The sequence below is a fragment of the Micromonospora sonneratiae genome (genome assembly GCF_042679305.1).
Lineage (GTDB): Bacteria > Actinomycetota > Actinomycetes > Mycobacteriales > Micromonosporaceae > Micromonospora_H > Micromonospora_H sonneratiae.
In genome coordinates this window covers 79,648-97,952 of sequence record NZ_JBHTMP010000018.1, presented here as the reverse complement: position 1 = coordinate 97,952, position 18,305 = coordinate 79,648, and the positions used below count along the sequence as shown (strand labels likewise).

Genomic DNA, 18,305 nt, shown 5'->3' with positions numbered 1-18,305 from the left:
TCCCTTCCTAAGGTGTCCAGTTCGGGTTTATCGGAACAACGCTTGGACTCTTCGTTCCCTTGATCATAAAGACATTCGTAGGCTGACCGAGAAAACCTGCACCGGGATTATTGTTATAGCCAGTCACGTTGCCGTAGCGAACAACGATATTTCCGTTGCTCATCTGCCCCAGAACCGTCGCTTGGCCGTTGTGGTACGCGTCCAGCACACTCTGAGCATCCGCGTGACTATTGAAGTAGCTCTTGCCAGTATTGGCATGCAACGGATCTCCCTGGACATGCCGCCCCTGCTTCTGCCGACTGATAGCTGTGGCGATACACGGAACCGGTCCCGTGTTGTGCACGAGCACCGGAGTGATGCCGGCGAGCACATAGTACGTGTGGATGTCGTGGACGGTGAGGTTGTAGGCCACAGTGGTGCGAGTGGAGTTGCTGATCACACCTTCGACCCGAACCTGTACACCTTCTGCGGCTGCAAGAAGGTCCCCCTGATCAAGTTCGTCAGCCCGCTGCCACTGCCGGTCCGTATCATTCCAGAATGGGTGGTCTTCGGTGGTTGCAAGGCGATGCTCGCCGACCTCGAGGTCGACGACCTTGTCTTTGTGTGCCCATGTTTGGGTTACGACTCGCGGACCACTTTTGCCCGTTTCAGGGTCGGCAGCGAGGACCACATCCCCGATTTTGATCTCACTGATGGGCTTGATCGTTCCATCGCCCATCAACACACGCGTTTCTCCACTAAAGCTACACAAACCCCCAGCAGCAGCCGCCCCGCCCAGAGTAAGATAGCCTGATAGCGCTCCTATGCCAGCTCCTCCAAGGAGACTTCCGCCCGCATAGAACTCACCTGCCGCAGCAGCGGCACCAGTCCAGCAGGCGGGGCCGGCCGCAACACATAGGAGAACACCGCCGATGGCCAGCATGCCTAACAGCGCGTTCAGTCCTTCGACTGCACTTACACTATTGGACTCTGGAGCAGGTTCGCACTCTGCTTTTGAGAGCCCCAAGATATGGTAACACATGTAGCTCTCGTTTACCGGAGATTGTGCCGCCCATTCAAAGGCTTCCCTCCATGTGAATCTTTCCGATCCACGATAGTCGCCGCTGGCGTGCACGAAGTCCGGAATGCCGCCGGGCACAGGTGACCCTAGCCAGTCATTGATAGTCTTTCCCTTCGACTTCTTTGGCTTCTTACACTTTGCCGGCCAGCACGGATTGTTCTTCTTCTCGTCCGGGTCGCCGCCGTTATAGCCGGAGCAATCTTCACCCCGTTCGCAAGGCGCCAGCCCGCTGGGATCAGTAAGAGTTCCCGGATTGTTATTTGCGTATGAGTATCCGTTCCACTGCTGAGGATCGGATAGGTCGATAAGGGGGTCGACGGAGATAAAGCGTCCGAGGGTGGGGTCGTATTCTCGGGCTCCGAGATGGGTGAGGCCGGTGTCGTCTTTGGTGCCGCCGACGAAGCCCTTGTCCATGGCAGTAGGCCATGTGCCGATCGGGTTCTCTCGGTTTCCGCCGAAGGGCAGGGTGCGTCGGCGGGCGACGGTCAGGTCGGTGTTGCTGATGGTGGCTTCGGCGGTGTTGTGGTGGTCGTTTCCGAACCAGTCGAGGGTGCCGGCGGAGGTGCGCATCGCGATGATGGTGCCGGCGTGGCTGTAGTAGCGGGTTGACGTGGCCGTACCCGTCTCGGGTTTGCGGACCTCCATCCCGCCGGGCAGGTAGAGGGTGGAGCCAGCTGGGTCTCGGCGGATGAGGCGATTGCCGTCGGCGTCGTATACGTAGCTGGTGGCGCCGGTGGTGTCTGTGACGGTGGCGAGGCGGTCGTCGTTGTTCCAGGTGAGGGTTTGGATGCCGTTGTTGCCGGGACGGGTGGTGGTGTTGCCTGCCTGGTCGTAGGTGTAGTTCTCGGTTTTGTTGGTGGTGCCGGTGGTTTCGACCGTGGTGACGGCGTGGGGCTTGGATCCGGCCGGACCGCCCTGGGCGGGGTAGGTGTAGGCGCGAGTGGTGTTGGTGCTGCCGTGCTGTGTTTCGGTGAGGCGGTTGCCGGTGGCGTCGTAGGTGTAGGAGTGCCAGTAGGGTGCTGGTCCGCCCAAGCCGCCGATGGTCGGGGCGGGTGCGCAGTCGCCGGTAGCCGGGGTCCAGGCGTTGGTGAGCCGCCGGAGGTAGTCGTGTTGGTAGCACTGGGTGTCTTCAGCGCCAACTGCTGGTGTGTCTTTGATCTGTGTGACGTTGCCTGCCGCGTCGTAGGTGTAGGTGAGGTTGAAGATTTCGGGTTTCTGCTCGGGGATGGCGTAGGCGTTGGTGAGCCGGGCGGTTGATTGTTCGTAGGTGTAGTTGAAGATTGTTTGCTTGCCGAAGTCACCGAGGATGCGTTGGGTAAGTTGGCCGAGTTTGTTGTAGGTGGCGTTGGCGTAGATCTGTGATGCGGACAGTGGGCCGATGTCCAGGCCAACGTCGTTGTAGCTGAAGTAGAGGTCTTCGCTGGGCATGCCGGCGGCTGCGGGAAGGGTGGTGCTTTCCGGTTGGCCGTTGACTGCGTAGGTGGTCGCGAAACTGTAGGCGCAGGGCGTGATGGTGCCGGACGCACATAGTCCGGCTTCGCTGCTGGGGATCGTCACGCTGGTGGCGGTGGGCCGACCGGCGGTGTCGTAGGCGGTGATCTCGTTGATGTAGGCGTTGGTGGAGCCGGCGGGTTCGTAGCGGATCGACTTGGTGGGTTTGCCTATCCCATTGGTCAGGGTGTCGTAGACCCATTCGGCCCGTTTGTCGCCGGTGATGGATCCGTCGCGGATGCTGGTTTGGCGGCCGAGGGCGTCGTAGGTGTAGGCCAGGGTGATGCCACGGGCGTCGGTGGTGGTGATCAGTTGTCCGGCGGCGTCGTAGGTTGAGGTGGTGATTCCCTTGTCTGGGTCTTCGTCCCGGATCTTGCGGCCACGCTGATCGTAGGTGTAGCGCCATGTGTTGCCGGCGGGGTCTGTGACGCTGGCCAGTTCACCGCGGCTGGTGTGGCTGTATTCGGTCTTGTCGAAGGTGGCGGGGTTGTTGCTGCCGACGTCCGCACGGTCCTTGTACTGCCGTAGTTCGACAGTCCGACCACGTGCGTCGGTGATGCTGGTGGTGGCCGTTGCCCCATCGGGAGGAGTGACACTGACTCGATCTCCCCCGTAGAAGGTGATGGTGCGCCATTTTTCGTTCGCGCCGGCCTTGAAAATCTGGTTAGTGACGCGGCCCGCCTCGTCGTAGACGTTTGTCACCAGCGATGGAATCGCCGCAGTGCCCGGGCCGGCGACCAACGTCGTGTTGGGTGACGTGTTGGTACTGTCGTAGTAAGGGTTGGATACCCAATCGACCAGGCCACGCGAGTCGTAGACGGTGTCGGTGAGGACACGCCCACCGCCAGGTGCCTTTGTCTGGGTCTGCCGCTCGCGCATCAAACCGTCGTACAACGTGATCGACGTCAGATACGACTGGGTTGGCAGAAGCGTCTTGACGGTTACTGCGGTAGGGGCGTTGTTCCGCACCAGGTAGGCGAACTCAGTACTGGGTGCGTTCGGGTAGCTACTCTTCAAGCGGCCTGGTTGCCAAACCTTCAGCAGCCGCCCCAGTCCGTCGTAGACCAAATCGGTACGCGTGGCGTTGGCGTCGTCCACATTCGTCACCGGCTGCCCCCAGGCGGGGGCCATGGTTTCGGTGACGGTCCTTCCAAGGTTGTTGGTAACCCGTACAGAGGTGACGGGTCCCGCGCTGCCTGGCGTGTAGGTGGTAGAAGATTTCCGGTTCAACGCGTCGATCGACTCAACCATCCGGCCGTTGTCGTCGTACTTCGCCTGGCCAGTAGGGATCCAGTTCGGGGTGGTGCCGGTCCAGGAATCGATCTCCTCAACCATGACAGCATTGCCCTTGGCCGGCAGGTAGGTATCCCAGTTATTGGTCACCGCATCGTACGTATAACGGATCGATGACAGCATGTCGCCGGGAAGGATCGGGGTGGTTGCGCAGTTCACTCCGACCGTTTCGGTCATCTTGACCTGGTTGAGCATCCAGTTGTCTGGATTGCGGGCGTACGACGTGCGGACGCAGATGTCGTCATCGGTCTTGGCAGCGGCCTCGTCACCAAAGTCGTCAACCTGAATTGGCAGGTTGTCGGTGTTGTAGGTGGTGACGGTCTTGGTCCAGCGGGCGGTGCCGTCAGAGAGTTTGGCGCGGTTGCGGACGGTGCCGGTGTTGGTCATCCAGGCCTTCAACGGCCCGGATGTCGCGGTCGGTCCTTGGCGGACGGGTGTGTTGATCGTGCCGGTGATCCAGTCCCCGCCAGGCCCCAGCAGCGTGGTGACCTCGCGAAGCATGCCGTTGTATGCTTCGTGGTCCTCGATGGCGTCGCCCTGAGAGTCGGTGACCGTCACCGTACGGGTGCCGCTGGGCTGTTTATCGCCGTCCATGCCACGCAGGTAGAGGTATTCGGTGGCGGACTGGACACCGTCTTCAAAGCCCTTACGGACGCGGACCTTGCCGTAGCCTCGGAACTGTCCCCAGGTACGCTTCTTCTCCTCCACCAGCTCAGAGTCGTCGTAGTGCCAGGCCGGCGTGTCGAGGTAGTCGTAGTTGGTCTGCTCGTGGTCGAACCCGCCGGTGTTGTCGTACACGTCGATTCGGGTCACTACATACTTGTGGAACCAGTCCAGCTTTGGCTCTTCCCCTTCGGGAGCGTAGTGCTGCGGAAAGCAGCGTTTGTTGTTGTTGTGGACCGCGGGGAGGCTGGATCGGGTGCACTCGGTGGCGGAGTAGGACACCGAGATCCGGGCACCGGACTCGGTGGTGATGGTGTTGATCCGGTTGCGGAACAGGTTGGAGCGACCGTCGGCGATCGCGTCGACCCGGTTGGCCAGCGGTTCGGTGCCGGGGTCGAACACCACTTCCGGATCGGAGACTTCTGGGCCGCCAGCGGTGGTCACCTTACCGGTGCGGGTGATCCCCGCCAGCCACATCGGCTTGCCCTCATTGCTGCCCGACTGCAGGTAGGTGTGACGCAGCGTCCACCACTCCACCTCGTTGTATACATCCCCGGTACCGGCGTACACCTGAGCGCGAATGCGAGACAGCCGCTTCGCAGTCCAGAACGTCGGTGCCACCTGATCCGTACACGGCGTGGCCTTGCAGTACTGGTCCCAGGGAGTATCCAGCCAGGATGCTTCGACCGGGTTCGAGCCGGACCAGCAGTTGGTGTCACAACGATCGGCCACATCGAAAAGAACCCTGGCCGATGCGTGGCTGGTAGCAGCAGCGTCGGCACGGTTCCCGTACTCGATGCGGGACAGCCACCCGCCCCGGTCGTAGGTGGTGCGCTTGTCTACATCACCTTCACGGCCGTAGGCGCCGGTTTCCCGCTCGTAGAAATAGGTCATCGTGTTGCCGTGTGGGTCTACCACGTAGTCGAGGTTCCACCGCCACCCCTGCGTGGTACGGGACCCGGCATAGTCACCAGCCTGGTAACCAGGCTCATCCGGGTGGTTGCCGTACACCGGCACTGTCCACACCGAGTTCGTGGCGAGAGCACCAGAGGCACCACCAGGGCCGCTGTTGCGGCCGAAGAAGTATTGGGTGCCATCGATCGTGGTGACCTTCCAGTACTCCCCGTCGTTGTCACCGTTGTTAAACGACGTGTCCTTCAACAGCTCAATCTTCGACCCGTCGTCGGACACACCCTTCCATGTGTTAGCGGAGGACTTGACCAGCTCCGTCGCCTGACCGTTCAGCGAGATCGTCGCGTTACCTTCCGGCTTGAACCAGCACTGGTCGCCGCTGTAGACGGTCTTGTTGTTCGGCTCATGCCCCCGCTCGGTGTCCTTGTCGTCCGCACAGGACTTGAACTGGCGCTCGACATAGCCGGGCCACATGTCCCAGCCATCGCCGATCCAGGACCCCTGGGTATTCGTACCACCTGTCCGGCCATCCACCGAACTGGACGAGTACGCCAAGGACAGAGATGGCACCGGGCCCCCGACTGCTGGCACCATCCGCAGCGGATACGACCACGAGAAGTCGCCCGTCTGCTGGGACACCTGCCAGGTACTCGACGGAGACAGGCTGGTCGCGGTGTAGTCACCGTTGTCGCCGGAAGGACCAGCAGTTACTGCCAGCATGGTGACGCCACCATCGGCTGCCAGAGGCACCGAAGCCGATACGGAACTGGTGTGCGTATCGTTCCTCGAAAGCAATGGCTTGCCGTCCGGCAGTGTCACCAACCGCAGGCGGGATGCCCAGTCTCCGCCGTGAGCACCCGCGAAACCCGAATAATCCACTCGCACAGCTACTGCGCCTGCCCGACGAACCCCGTCAGCCCGACTCACGTTCATAACGAGACCGGACACACCGACACGGGCCGCAGCAGCACGGTCGGCGACCTCTACCGCTACCTTGCCGACGACTGCGGTCGTGCCAGCGGCACCGCGTTGCACATCCTGTGCTGCTGCTAGCGGCGCCGGCGATACCCATACGGGGAGGACACCCGCCCTTGTTTCGGGTACTCCCGCTCTGGTGGTGGTAGCTGCGGCAACCTGCGCCGACAGGTCGACATTTGTTTTGCCGGGCATCGGCCACGTCACCTTCGTCACGGGACGGGCTTCGCGGTTCCCGGCGGTCCACACCGGCCGCGGACTGTTTTTCACCGGCTTTACTGCCACTCCGGCCACGTCTTTCGGCGCTGGCGGCTTCCACTCGGCCGCAGGTGCCGCGACCGCTGGAACCTCAGCGGCAAGTGTGATCGCCAGGACCGCGGCAAGGCTGAACGCTAGCGACCGCTGCCCTCGGCCAAACATTCTCGTAGAACCTGCCAATCGACGTGGACCGCGTACGGCGCTCACGACGCCCCTCCCCAAACCGGAACGAACGAGGTATCCAACAATGCTGACTGCCGACGTTAGGAAATGCGGAACCGTCGAATTTCCTGAATGTTCCAGACACGCTGTGCGACATAAACGTGATCGGTATCACCATGCCACTGATTGGTCACGGCACCATCCCAGGCACGGCCGATCGCGAAGGACCCAGTGGCTGACCAGCCACCGGTATAGTCCGCCTCTGCTTCAGTGCCGAGAATGTTTCCGGGGACACTCACATACAGTCGAATCTTGTTATTGGGTTTGTCGTAGACGCCGACCAGGCTGACCCAGTCGCCTTCGATGACGTACTCGGTGGTGCAGGCGCTGGTCTCCGTCGCGCCGACTGTGTCGGCAGCAGTCACGGTGAAGCACCATTCCGCGTCGGTGACTTCGTCGCCGTCGAGGTCACGGTCCTTACGTAGTCCGAGGCGGAACATCGATGTGTTCACCCCGTCCTGGGACACAGCGGTCCGGGTGGTGGTGATGTCGGTCGCCCTGACCCAGGCCGCGACGGTGAACCCGGCCGGGGCGGTCGTGTCCAGCACCGGGGACCGGGTGGCCAGGTGCCCGGTACCGTCCAGGGTCACCGCACCCGGCCCAACCTTGCCCGCCGTCTGCCATGCCACACCGGTTCCGCTCAGGTCGGCTGGGAAGGTGTCCGGGACAGACGCGGCAACGCTTCCCGCATTCTCGTCCAGGGTCCAGTTCCATGAGCCAGTGCTCGGGGTAACCAGGAAGTCATACACCCGGGGGTCGCTGGTCGTGCCGGCGGTGTTACGGGCCCACACTTCAAGCCGGTTGAGCCCATCCCGAGGCGGGGCGATCGTCTCGACCCCGGTGTCGCCGCTGACTTCCCGCACCGACATGTCGTCCCAGAACACCGACTTGCCCGTGCCGACCGGGAACCCGTTGTACAGCCGGATGAAGGCATCAGTCGCGGTAGCGGGTATCGTCATCACCACGGTCAGCTTCTGCCACGTGTCCACTGCCGTCGGCTTCGCCGACACCACGTGGGTGTAGACACCGTTGTCCTTGTAACTGGGCACCAGGCTCAACCCGCGACTATCAAGCGGGGTCAGTCCGGTCGCCGCCGGAACGTAGATCCAGGCACTGATCGCATAGCGTTTGCCGGCCTGCATCCCCAGCCGCATGCCTCCATAGTCATCGCCGATAGAGGCGAAGGTGTCACCGGTCACCCCTGCGCAGCAGCCCGTCGGATTCGGCGTCAGTTGCAACGACGAAGTGCTGTCGTGGCCACGCTCCGTGCTGCGGGTCATCGCCAGGTGCCCCATGACGGTAAAGCCGGTCAGGTCGGTGGACACCTGCTGCTGGTTCTCGGTCAACTGCTCGGCCTGCGCCTGCCCGGCCGGCACCGTCACGTAGTTACCGCCATTGAGGCTGTAGAGGTACTCGGCCATACCGGTGACACCGGCACCGGGGGTGAAGGTGAACGTGCCAGGCTGACCCGGCCCACCATTCCACGTACCGGTCGTCTTCTCCGCGTAGGGCGTCGCCGTCACCACCGGCAGCGACACATCCTGGGTATCGACAGTGAAGTTGAACCAGCCCGAATAGCCGCCGCACACGTAGGAGTCACACGCCCGTGCCCGCCAGTGGTAGGTGCCATCCGGCAGGGCTGTCCCGGTCAGCGGGACTATTGTCCACGGCCGTCCAGTACCCGACGTAACACCGGTGACCGCCGTCCCCGACTTCGCCACCTGCGTGGTCTGCGTGCTGTCGAACACCTCGTACTCGGTCCGCAGCACTCCGCCGTCCGGATCCGACACATCCGCCGTCAACTTCGGTGTACCCGACCGCACCACCGCCGGAGACATACACGCCGAATAACAGGAATCGATCTTCAGGTTCGTTGGCGCGTTCGGCGTACGGTTGTAGACGATCGTCGCGTACGGCCGGTTCGACGTCGCCTCCGACGAGTTGAACTTCTTCCACCCGTTGTGGTTCGACTCACTCGTCGCCTGCAAACCGACGTTGGCCGTGAAGTCAGTCGAAGAGAAGGCTCCCTGGAAGGTCTTCTTCACCGACACCGACACCCAACCGTCACCACACGAGCCGGTGCCGTACCCCTTCGTCCCCATCGATGTTCCGTCCAACGCCCGCCACGTCGGCTGGCTACCCCACCGCACGGTGTGGTTCACGTAAGACGTCGTCCACGCCTGCCACTCCGTAGCGGTACACGACCACGAGTGGAAGTTCCACAGGAACAGTTCCGCCGACACCACCGACGCGCCGCGATAGGCCTCCATGCCGTGGAAGCTCAGGAACGACCGCGCAGTGCAGCCCGATCCACAGCCCTCAGCCGCATCGTCACTGAACCCCAAGCGTAGGTCCTTCTCGCCGGACTTGTCCGTGTTCTGGATCGTGTTCTGCACATACCCATCGAACGCAGGGTTCAGGTTGACCATCGGGTCGATCGTCACCGGATACGTCAACTGCGGATCCGCGTAGAACGCCGGATCCGGCGTCAGCACCAGATCGGTGCCACCCGCATCGTTGGCCTCCGTGGCTACCGCAACATCGGCAGTGTGCACCGGCTCGCCCGTCGTCGGCGACACCCGCGCATCCCACATCCTCGCCTCGGACACCACCACCGGCGTCGACCCGGCCGCCGAGCGCAGCGCCGCAGCACCACCACCGGCGACCACGACCGGGGCCAACGACCCCGTGTCCCACGGCATCGACACCGTCGTCAGCTCCGCCGCAGCCGTCGGAGTCTTCACCACGAAGAATTACTGAAAGCCCGTGCGACCTGCATCGATCACCAGGTCGACACCCGGCTTCACCTCCGGGTAGGTCGCCTTCGTCCCGTCCAGCACCGGCTCCGGCAGCGCACCTCGCCAGCCCAACGTCGCCCGCTCGTCACCACGTCCCAGGGTGACCAGATCATCGGAGCCCGCCCCGCGTGCCCCCGACAGCCACAACCCACGCGGATGTGCCTTCGGAGCCACACTGCCATCCGACTTACGCTCCAACATCGGATCGACAGCCACCCACGCGCCCGCCTCGTCACGGGTACGTTCCGGCCCGACATGCAACTCCGACTTGAACGTCCCATCCGGCAACGCCCACGTCAGAGCGGTCTCCGACGTCAAACCCGTCACCGCAACCGGCTTCCGCGTCCGGTACGCCAACGCCATCGCCGACGCCTCATCCGCCGCCGACAGCGGACCATCAGGCACGGCAGACGCCGCCGGCTCCATCGCCACGCCAGCCGACGCCGACGCCGACGGCACGGCAACCGGTGCCACCGTCCCGGCCAACGCCGCAGCAGTTACCACACCCAGCCAACGGTGCCACCGTCCGAAACGGACTCCGGCACTGCTCGTCGGCGGCAACCCCAACCACACCATGACTCCCGATGATCAATAGACAGCGCGGGAACCATAGATGACCTAGAAGGGCCGCTGTAAAGGGCCGGTCACAACTTGCAACCACAAACCAGGTGAAAGCAGCATTTCACCTTGCCGCTCTCACTCAAGGTCATCACCGATCAAGCAGGTGCGTGGGATGGTCAGGCAGCCAGTGCACCGGCCGACCGGCCCTCGTGCAGGGTCAGGTTGCGGCCGTTGGCCGGATCGAACAGATGCAGCTTCTCCAGGTTGACCCAGACCCGGCGGTTCTCCCCCTCCCGTACCGGTGACTCGGCCGACAGTCGGGTGACCAGGTCAGCACCGGCCCCGGCGAGATCGGCGACCCCGGCGTCGGCGGCCAACTCCTCCAGTTCGGCGGCCCGGGCGCGCTCACCTGTCAGGCTGAAGTAGACGTACTTGTCCGAGCCCATCGACTCGACGATGTCGACCGGCGCGTCGAACTCGACCCCCTTGGCCCGGGTCTGCTCGTCGACCAGTTGGGCGTCCTCGAAGTGTTCCGGTCGGATGCCGAGGACCAGATCGCGTGGGGCGTTCTCGGCGGCCAACTCCCGGCGCAGCCGGTCCCCCATCGGCAGGTCACCCAAGGCGGTACGCAGCCGCCCCTCCTCGACCGTCACAGGCAGGAAGTTCATCGACGGCGAACCGATGAACCCGGCGACGAACAGGTTGGCCGGATGGTCGTACAACTCCTGTGGCGCACCGACCTGCTGCACCGCACCACCCCGCATGATCACCACGCGGTCGCCGAGCGTCATCGCCTCGGTCTGGTCGTGGGTGACGTAGACCGTGGTGGTGCCGAGCTTCTTCTGCAACCGGGACACGACGGTACGCATCTGCACCCGCAGTTTTGCGTCCAGATTGGACAGCGGCTCGTCCATCAGGAATGCCTTCGGCCGCCGGACGATCGCCCGACCCATCGCCACCCGCTGCCGCTGACCGCCGGAGAGATTGGCCGGTCTGCGGTCCAACAACGAAGTCAACTCCAGCGCCTCGGCGGCCTCCTCCACCTTTTCGTCGATGGTGGCCCGGTCCAGCTTCGCCAACCGCAACGGGAAACTCATGTTCTCCCGTACGGTCATGTTCGGATACAGGGCATAGGACTGGAAGACCATTGCGATGTCCCGGTCCCGGGGTGCCCGGTCGTTGACCCGCTCGCCGCCGATGCGCAGCTCACCGGTGCTGATGTCCTCCAGTCCGGCGATCATGTTGAGCGTGGTGGACTTGCCGCATCCGGACGGACCGACCAGGATGACGAACTCACCATCGGCGATTTCCAGCTCGATGTCCCGTACGGCCACCGTACCGTCCGGAAATCGTTTGCCCACCTTGTCGAGCACGATGTCAGCCACGAATACCACCTATCCCTTGACCGCGCCGGAGGTCAGTCCGGAGACGATGCGGCGCTGGAAGAAGAGCACGAACAGAATGATCGGAATGGTGATCACCACGGCGGCGGCGGAGATCGCCCCGGTGGGATCCTCGAACTGTGACTCGCCGGTGAAGAACGACAGCGCGACCGGCACCGTACGGGACCGCTCGGTCGAGGTCAGCGAGATCGCGAAGAGGAAGTCGTTCCAGCAGAAGATGAATACCAGGATCGCGGTGGTAAACACCCCGGGTGCGGCCAGCGGGGCGATCACCCGCCGGAACGCCTGCCCCTGCGTCGCGCCGTCCATCTTCGCCGCCTTCTCCAGGTCCCACGGGATCTGCTTGAAGAACGCCGAAAGGGTGTAGATCGCCAGCGGCAACGCGAAGGTGATGTACGGCAGGATCAGCCCCGGCCAGGTGTCGAAGAGGCCGAGTTGCCGCTCGATCTCGAACAGCGGTGACACCAGTGACACCTGCGGGAACATCGCGATCAGCAGCGAGACCCCGACCAGCAGCCCCTTGCCGGGAAAGTTCAGCCGGGCGATCGCGTACGCGGCCATCATGCCGAGCACCACGGCGACAACGGTGGCGATGAGCGCGATCCCGATCGAGTTGACCAACGCGCGGACGAACTGGTCGGTGGTGAAGATGGCCCGGTAGTTCTCCAGCGTCCACTCCCGTGGAACGAACCGACCATCGGTCAACGTCGCCGGGGTCTTGAACGACAGCGACGCGATCCACAAGACCGGGACCAGGGCGAAGACGACCACGACGACGTCCAGTAGGCCCCAGCGCCACTTCGCGCCGGTCGTACTGTCCAGACCTGCCATCAGCGCACCTCCTCGTCCGAACCGCCCGGTGCGGCGGTGCCGAACAACTTCACGAAGACGAACGCGATGACCGCGACCGCGAGGAAGATCAGCACCGACATGGTCGAGCCGATGCCCAGGTTCAGCCCGCGCATCAGGTTGTTGTAGGCCAGCATCGACACCGACGAGGTCTCGTTGCCGCCGGCGGTCAGCACGTAGATGTTGTCGAAGACCCGGAACGCGTCCAGGGTCCGGAACAGCAGCGCCACCAGGATGGCCGGCTTCATCACCGGCAGCATCACCCTGGTGAACCGCTGCCAGGCCGTCGCCCCGTCGGTCGAGGCCGCCTTGAGCAGGTCGTCGGGCACCAGTGCCAGCCCGGCCATCAGCAGCAGCGCCATGAACGGGGTGGTCTTCCAGATCTCGGCCAGCATGATGATCGCCAGGGAACTGACCCGGTCGGTCAGCGGTGCCCCCTCCCCGAACAGGTTCGCCAGATATCCGGTGCCCGGCGTCCAGGCGTACCGCCAGGAGAAGGCCGCGACGACGGTGACGATGCCGTACGGGATCAGCGCCGCCGTACGTACGATGCCGCGCCCGACCAGGGTCCGGTGCATGACGACCGCCAGCCCCATGCCGAGCACCAGCTCGACCGCGACGGTGACCAGGGTGATCAGCAGGGTCACGCCGAACGCGGTCCACCAGTACTCGTTGGTGAGCACGGTGACGTAGTTCGCCAACCCGACGAACTTCCGCTCGTCGGGAAACTTCAGGTCGAAGCGCTGCAACGACAGCCAGACCGAGTAGAGGATCGGGTACGCCGTCACCGCGACCATCACGATCGCGGCCGGTGCGCAGAGCAGCCAACCGAGCCGGCGCTCGGCTCGCCGCCCGGCGCTCAACCGCACCCCGCGTCGGCCGCTCATGGCAGCACCCCCTTGGACTCCAGGGCGTCGGCGATCGACTTACGCAGCTCGTCCGCGGTCCGATCAGGCTCGATCGCCGACGGCGGCGAGAGCTCCGCCGAGATCACGGTGGAGATGTTCTGGTACGCGGGCGTCAGCGGCCTGGTGGCGGCATCCTTCAGCTCCGCCAGGATGGTCTCCTTCATCGGGTACGCCTCGTCCATCTCCGGATCGGCGTAGACCGCCTCCAGGGTCGGTGGCACCCCGCCCTTGATCGCGGTGATCTTCTGGCTCTCCGCGTCACGCAGGCACCTGGCCGCGTCGAACGACTCCGCCGGATGACGGGAGTGGGCGCTGACCGCCAGGTTGATCCCACCGATGGTGACCCGACTCGGGGTCGACGCATCCACTCCCGGGTAACGGGCCCACTTGACCTTCTCCGCCAACTCCGGGTTCCCCTCCCGCAGGGCGGGATAGACGAACGGCCAGTTGAGCTGGAACGCGCCCGTGCCGGACTGGAACTCCAACCGGGCCGGGTCCTCGGTGGCGTTGGCGAACGACGGTGTCGTCACGCCCGAGGTGGCCAGCCGTTTGAGCTGCTCCAGCGCAGTGACTGCGCCGGCGTCCAGCACCGCCCCGGTGCCGTCGGCGTCGAGGATCTGCCCGCCGGCGCTGGCGACCATGGTGTTGTAGAGGACCACGAGCCCCTCGTACTGGGCCCCCATGGTGATCACCTGGTACGGCTTGCCCCGGCTCTTCAGCTCGCGGGCCTGCTCGATCATCTCGTCCCAGGTCGTCGGCGGCTGTTGGACCAGGTCACTGCGGTACCACAGCAGCTGCACGTTGGTGTTCTTCGGCGCCGCATAGAGTTTGCCCTGGTACCGGGCGGTCTCCAGCGGACCGGCCAGGGTTCCGCGCTGCGCCTCGTCCGCGTCCGCGCCGGTCCACTCCCGGATCCAGTCGGCACTGGCGAACTCCTGGGTCCAGGTCACGTCCAGGCCCAGGACGTCCATGCCGGTGTCCTCGGCGGCCAGTCGACGTACCATCTGCACCCGCTGGTCGTCGGCCTGACGCGGCAGTACCCGGTAGGCGATCCGGTACCGCCCCTGTGCCTGGGCGTTACAGCGGTCGACCACCTGTTGCAGGCTCTGCTCCGGTGGGTAGTACAGGTTGATCGTCGGTGGTCCGTCTTCCTCCCCCGACCCGCATGCCGCCATCGGCGTCAGCATCGCGAGCCCAGCCGCCACGGCGACCGCTCGGGCACGCCGGGACCGGCTACTCCCGGGACTGCTCATCGCCCCCTACTTTCTGTCAGCCAACTGCCGGAGAGGTCCGTACCGGCACACGGCGACCCGCGCGCCGCAGCCGGAGTTCGAGTAGGCGCAGGCGGACGGTTCGTGCCCCACTCACTGCCCGTGGCCAGCGAAAACGAAACCTCGCCGGACGCCGGGGACACCGGTTTGGCGGACACCTGTAACGGGGTACTGCGCGAGTGCGACGAAGGGGGGCGCCGATGTCCGAGCCGCATGTAACGCTCGATCCGAGTGAGCTCACGCCGACGCAGCAGAAACTGCGCGTCCCGCTCGAGGAACAGCTGACCTCGGCGCTGCAGGCGGCCACGAAGCGGGTCAGCGCCGACTACTCAGGCGAGCCGGTGCCGGAGGTCTGCCAGCGTCTGTTGGACGAGACCCGGGACGGCCTGCATCCGGACATCGCAGCCGGCTGGCAACCCGACATGGACGAGTTCTGCCGCGTCGCCGCAGCCATCGTCGACGGCAGCATCGGCTAGCGGCACCTTCAGGGGTCAACCTGCCGATACGGATCCCGGTGATGCGCTGTCGTCACGGGCCAACTCGTGGCTGAGTTCCGCAAGCTCCTCGCCGCCGGCCATCAACCGGGTCAGATCGGCCAGCTCGATCTCGTTCTTGGCGAAGTCACCGAGGCTACGGCCACGTTTGAGCAGCAGGAACCGATCACCGACCGGATACGCGTGGTGCGGATTGTGCGTGATGAAGACGACACCCAGGCCCCGGTCCCGGGCCTCGACGATGTAGCGCAGCACCATCGCCGCCTGCCGTACCCCCAGTGCCGAGGTCGGCTCGTCCAGGATCAGCACCCTGGCCCCCCGATGGACGGCACGGGCGATCGCGACCGACTGCCGCTCACCGCCGGAGAGCGTACCGACCGGCTGGTCCGGGTCACGGATGTCGATCCCCATGGCGGCCAACTCGCGCCGGACCGTTCGGCGGGCGAGGCCGACGTCGAACCGTCGGAACGGTCCCCAGCCCCGGGTCGGTTCCGCGCCGAGGAAGAAGTTCCGCCACACCGACATCAGCGGGATCATGGCCAGGTCCTGGTAGACGGTGGCGATGCCCCGGTCCAGCGCGTCGCGGGGGCCGCGTAGCCGGATCGGCTCACCGTCGAGCAGCAACTGCCCCTGGTCCGGCTCGTGCACCCCGGCCAGGGTCTTGATCAGGGTCGACTTGCCCGCTCCGTTGTCGCCCAGCACACAGGTGACCTCGCCGGCCCGCACGCTGGTGGAGATGTCGTTGAGCGAGATGACACTGCCGAAGTACTTCGACACGCCCCTGATCTCCAACAGTGGCGAGGGGTTCCGCACATCGGTCATCGCCGGCTCCGCTCCGCGTAGCCGCGTACCGCGCGGTTGGCGAACACGGCCAGCAACAACATCGCGCCCAGGAAGAGCTTGAACCAGTCGGCGTCCCAGCCGAGATAGACGATGCCCTGGGCGGTCATCCCGAAGATGAGCGCGCCGAGCGCCGCACCGACCGCTGAGCCGTACCCGCCGGTCAGCAGGCAACCACCGATCACGGCGGCCACGATGAAGATCAGCTCCTGCCCGAATCCGGCATTGGCCTGTACGGAGGTCAGCCGCAGCACCGACATCGACCCGACCAGCCAGGCACTGGCCGAAACCCCCATGAAGAGCAGAATCTTCGTACGGGCCGCCGGCACGCCGACGTTGCGGGCGGCCACCGGGTCGCCGCCCGCCGCGAAGATCCAGTTTCCGAATCGGGTACGCAGCAGCAGGTAGCTGGCCAGTCCGGTGAGGACGATCCACCAGACGATGGAGACCAGGAACAGCGTCCCGCCCAGGTCCAGTGCCGAGGCGAACACCAGGTGGGCGCTGCTGAAACCGTCGACGTTCTGCAGGCCGCCGACCTGCACGGTGCCGGTGATCGCCTTGGTGACGCCGAGGTTGAGTCCCTGTAACCCGAGGAACGTGCCGAGGGTGATGATGAAGCTCGGCAGTCCGGTGCGTACCACCACGTATCCGTTGAGGAAGCCGATGGCCAACGCCACCGCCAGCGAGGCGGCCAGGGCCAGCCAGAGGTTCCAGCCGTACCGGGTGGCGAGGATGGCGGTGACCAGACCGGCGGTGCCGGTCATCACCCCGGCCGATAGGTCGAACTCGCCGCCGATCATCAACAGGGCGACGGCGATGGCCATGATGCCCAGGGTGGAGGCCGGGTCCAGCCAGTTGGCAACACCCGGGGTGGACCGGAACACCTCGGACTGGGTGGCGAAGAAGGCGAACACCGCGACCGCGCCGATCAGGGCACCGATCTCGGGCCGGACCAGCAGCCGGCGCAGTACGCCGACGTCGGCCACCCGCTCGTCGGCCTCGCCACCGGTCGTGGTGACCGTCGCGGTCATCGCGCGTACCGCCCGGTCACCGGGTGCCCCGCGCCGCCAGGTCACGGACCCGGGCCGCGTTCTCCTTGGTGACGAAGCCCGGCCCGGTCAGCACCGGCTTGCCACCGCCGACGGTGTTGGCGTTGGTCGCGTACAGCCGAAGGAACTGGACCGGCAGGTAGCCCTGGAGGTACTGCTGCTGGTCGACGGCGAAGAGCAGCTTGCCCTGCTCGATCTGGCCGATCACGTCGTCGCTGAGGTCGAAGGTGGCGACCTTGGCCGACGAACCCGCGCCGGCCACGGCCGCCACGGCGACCGCCCCCACCGCCGGTTGAAGCGTCAGCACACCGTTGATGGACCGGTCGGCCTGTAGCCGGGCCTGGATCGTCGACTGTGCCGCCTGGATGTTGCCCTGGTCGACCTGGAGGTTTTCCGTCTGGCCACCGAGGGCCGAGGCCGCACCCTGACAGCGCTGTTCCAGCCCGACGTTTCCGGCCTCGTGGATCACGCAGAGCAGCTTCGTCACCGACGCTGCCCTGAGGCGGGCCCCCGCGCCCTCGCCAGCGACCGTCTCGTCCTGCCCGACGTGGGTCAACGCACCGAACTCGGCCGATCGCCCCTGGCCGGAGTTGATGGTGACGACCGGGATGCCCTGGCTGATCGCCTTCTGGATCGAGCTACGCAGCGCGTCCGGGTTCGCCATCGACACCACGATGCCGTTGACCTTCTGGTTGATCGCGGCGTCGATGAGCTGCGCCTGGGCCTGCGGGTCGCCGCTGCTCTGATAGCTGACCTTCACCCCGAGGTCCTTGCCGGCCTGCTCGGCGCCGGTCTTGACCACGGTCCAGAACGCGTCACCAGCCTGGCCATGGGTGACGACGGCGAAGGAGAGTTCGCCGGCCGGCGCCGCACCCACCGGCGCACTACCGGAACCGGTGGCAGGGGCGGTACCGGTGTCGTTGGTGCAGCCAGCCAGTGCCAGGCCGATCACGAGTAGCGCGGCTAGTCGGCGGGAGCGGGCGATCATGTTTCCCTCCTGGGCAAACCGTCGTTTGTGCTCGTATCCGTCGTGCCCGTGACCCTGGGCGGGCCCGGATTACCCGACACCCTCCGCCTCGCATTCAAATCCGTCAAGACATGAATACGAACACGATCAGGCTCTGTCCCGGTCGGTAGGTCCCAGCGGCCGACCAGGACCGCGACAGCGACAGGGACGGCGAGAGGAGAGGGAGAGGGACAGCGACACCCGACAGCGGCCGAGTGGATCCGACTCCTGACGAGTCGGGCGGGGACAGGC

Annotated in this window: 12 protein-coding genes; 2 read left to right on the top strand and 10 right to left on the bottom strand. The window is 65.0% G+C overall.

Annotation, left to right across the window (positions count from 1 at the left end):
* Positions 1 to 7: 7 nt before the first annotated feature.
* Positions 8 to 6,238: a polymorphic toxin-type HINT domain-containing protein gene (locus tag ACFQ4H_RS14205; protein ID WP_377570938.1), complete on the bottom strand. Its 6,231-nt coding sequence runs from the start codon at positions 6,236 to 6,238 to the stop codon at positions 8 to 10.
* Between the two features lie 30 nt (positions 6,239 to 6,268).
* Between ACFQ4H_RS14205 and ACFQ4H_RS14200 the strand changes: the two genes are divergently transcribed.
* Positions 6,269 to 6,472 carry a hypothetical protein gene (locus ACFQ4H_RS14200; protein WP_377570936.1) on the top strand — a complete coding sequence of 68 codons (204 nt, stop codon included), beginning with the start codon at positions 6,269 to 6,271 and terminating at the stop codon, positions 6,470 to 6,472.
* A 443-nt stretch (positions 6,473 to 6,915) separates the two neighbouring features.
* Here ACFQ4H_RS14200 and ACFQ4H_RS14195 read toward each other — a convergent pair whose 3' ends face one another.
* From ACFQ4H_RS14195 to ACFQ4H_RS14170, 6 genes are all read right to left on the bottom strand, one after another.
* Positions 6,916 to 9,621, bottom strand: coding sequence for a DNRLRE domain-containing protein (locus tag ACFQ4H_RS14195; RefSeq protein WP_377570934.1), 2,706 nt, complete (start codon positions 9,619 to 9,621; stop codon positions 6,916 to 6,918).
* 6 nt (positions 9,622 to 9,627) lie between these two features.
* On the bottom strand, positions 9,628 to 10,248 hold the full coding sequence (locus ACFQ4H_RS14190) for a hypothetical protein (protein WP_377570932.1): 621 nt from the start codon (positions 10,246 to 10,248) through the stop codon (positions 9,628 to 9,630).
* Between the two features lie 161 nt (positions 10,249 to 10,409).
* A complete protein-coding gene (locus ACFQ4H_RS14185; RefSeq protein ID WP_377570930.1) occupies positions 10,410 to 11,618 on the bottom strand; it encodes an ABC transporter ATP-binding protein in 1,209 nt (402 codons plus the stop codon).
* Positions 11,619 to 11,627: 9 nt separating this feature from the next.
* Entirely contained in the window at positions 11,628 to 12,467 is an 840-nt protein-coding gene (locus ACFQ4H_RS14180; RefSeq protein ID WP_377570927.1) for a carbohydrate ABC transporter permease, read from the bottom strand.
* A complete protein-coding gene (locus ACFQ4H_RS14175; RefSeq protein ID WP_377570924.1) occupies positions 12,467 to 13,372 on the bottom strand; it encodes a carbohydrate ABC transporter permease in 906 nt (301 codons plus the stop codon). The genes ACFQ4H_RS14180 and ACFQ4H_RS14175 overlap by 1 nt, the downstream gene beginning before the upstream one ends.
* A complete protein-coding gene (locus ACFQ4H_RS14170; RefSeq protein WP_377570922.1) occupies positions 13,369 to 14,646 on the bottom strand; it encodes an ABC transporter substrate-binding protein in 1,278 nt (425 codons plus the stop codon). Before ACFQ4H_RS14170 ends, ACFQ4H_RS14175 begins: the two co-directional genes overlap by 4 nt.
* Before the next feature lie 218 nt (positions 14,647 to 14,864).
* Here ACFQ4H_RS14170 and ACFQ4H_RS14165 point away from each other — a divergent pair, with 218 nt between their 5' ends.
* Positions 14,865 to 15,140, top strand: a complete 276-nt coding sequence (locus ACFQ4H_RS14165) for a hypothetical protein (RefSeq protein WP_377570920.1) — start codon at positions 14,865 to 14,867, stop codon at positions 15,138 to 15,140.
* A gap of 15 nt (positions 15,141 to 15,155) precedes the next feature.
* Here ACFQ4H_RS14165 and ACFQ4H_RS14160 read toward each other — a convergent pair whose 3' ends face one another.
* Genes ACFQ4H_RS14160 through ACFQ4H_RS14150 form a run of 3 tightly spaced genes read right to left on the bottom strand, consistent with a single transcriptional unit; the run spans position 15,156 to position 18,035 of the window.
* Complete coding sequence (locus ACFQ4H_RS14160) at positions 15,156 to 15,980, bottom strand: ATP-binding cassette domain-containing protein (RefSeq protein ID WP_377570918.1); 825 nt, start codon at positions 15,978 to 15,980, stop codon at positions 15,156 to 15,158.
* Positions 15,977 to 17,074 carry an ABC transporter permease gene (locus tag ACFQ4H_RS14155; protein ID WP_377570915.1) on the bottom strand — a complete coding sequence of 366 codons (1,098 nt, stop codon included), beginning with the start codon at positions 17,072 to 17,074 and terminating at the stop codon, positions 15,977 to 15,979. The genes ACFQ4H_RS14160 and ACFQ4H_RS14155 overlap by 4 nt, the downstream gene beginning before the upstream one ends.
* Entirely contained in the window at positions 17,046 to 18,035 is a 990-nt protein-coding gene (locus tag ACFQ4H_RS14150; RefSeq protein WP_377570912.1) for a sugar ABC transporter substrate-binding protein, read from the bottom strand. The genes ACFQ4H_RS14155 and ACFQ4H_RS14150 overlap by 29 nt, the downstream gene beginning before the upstream one ends.
* Positions 18,036 to 18,305 lie beyond the last annotated feature (270 nt).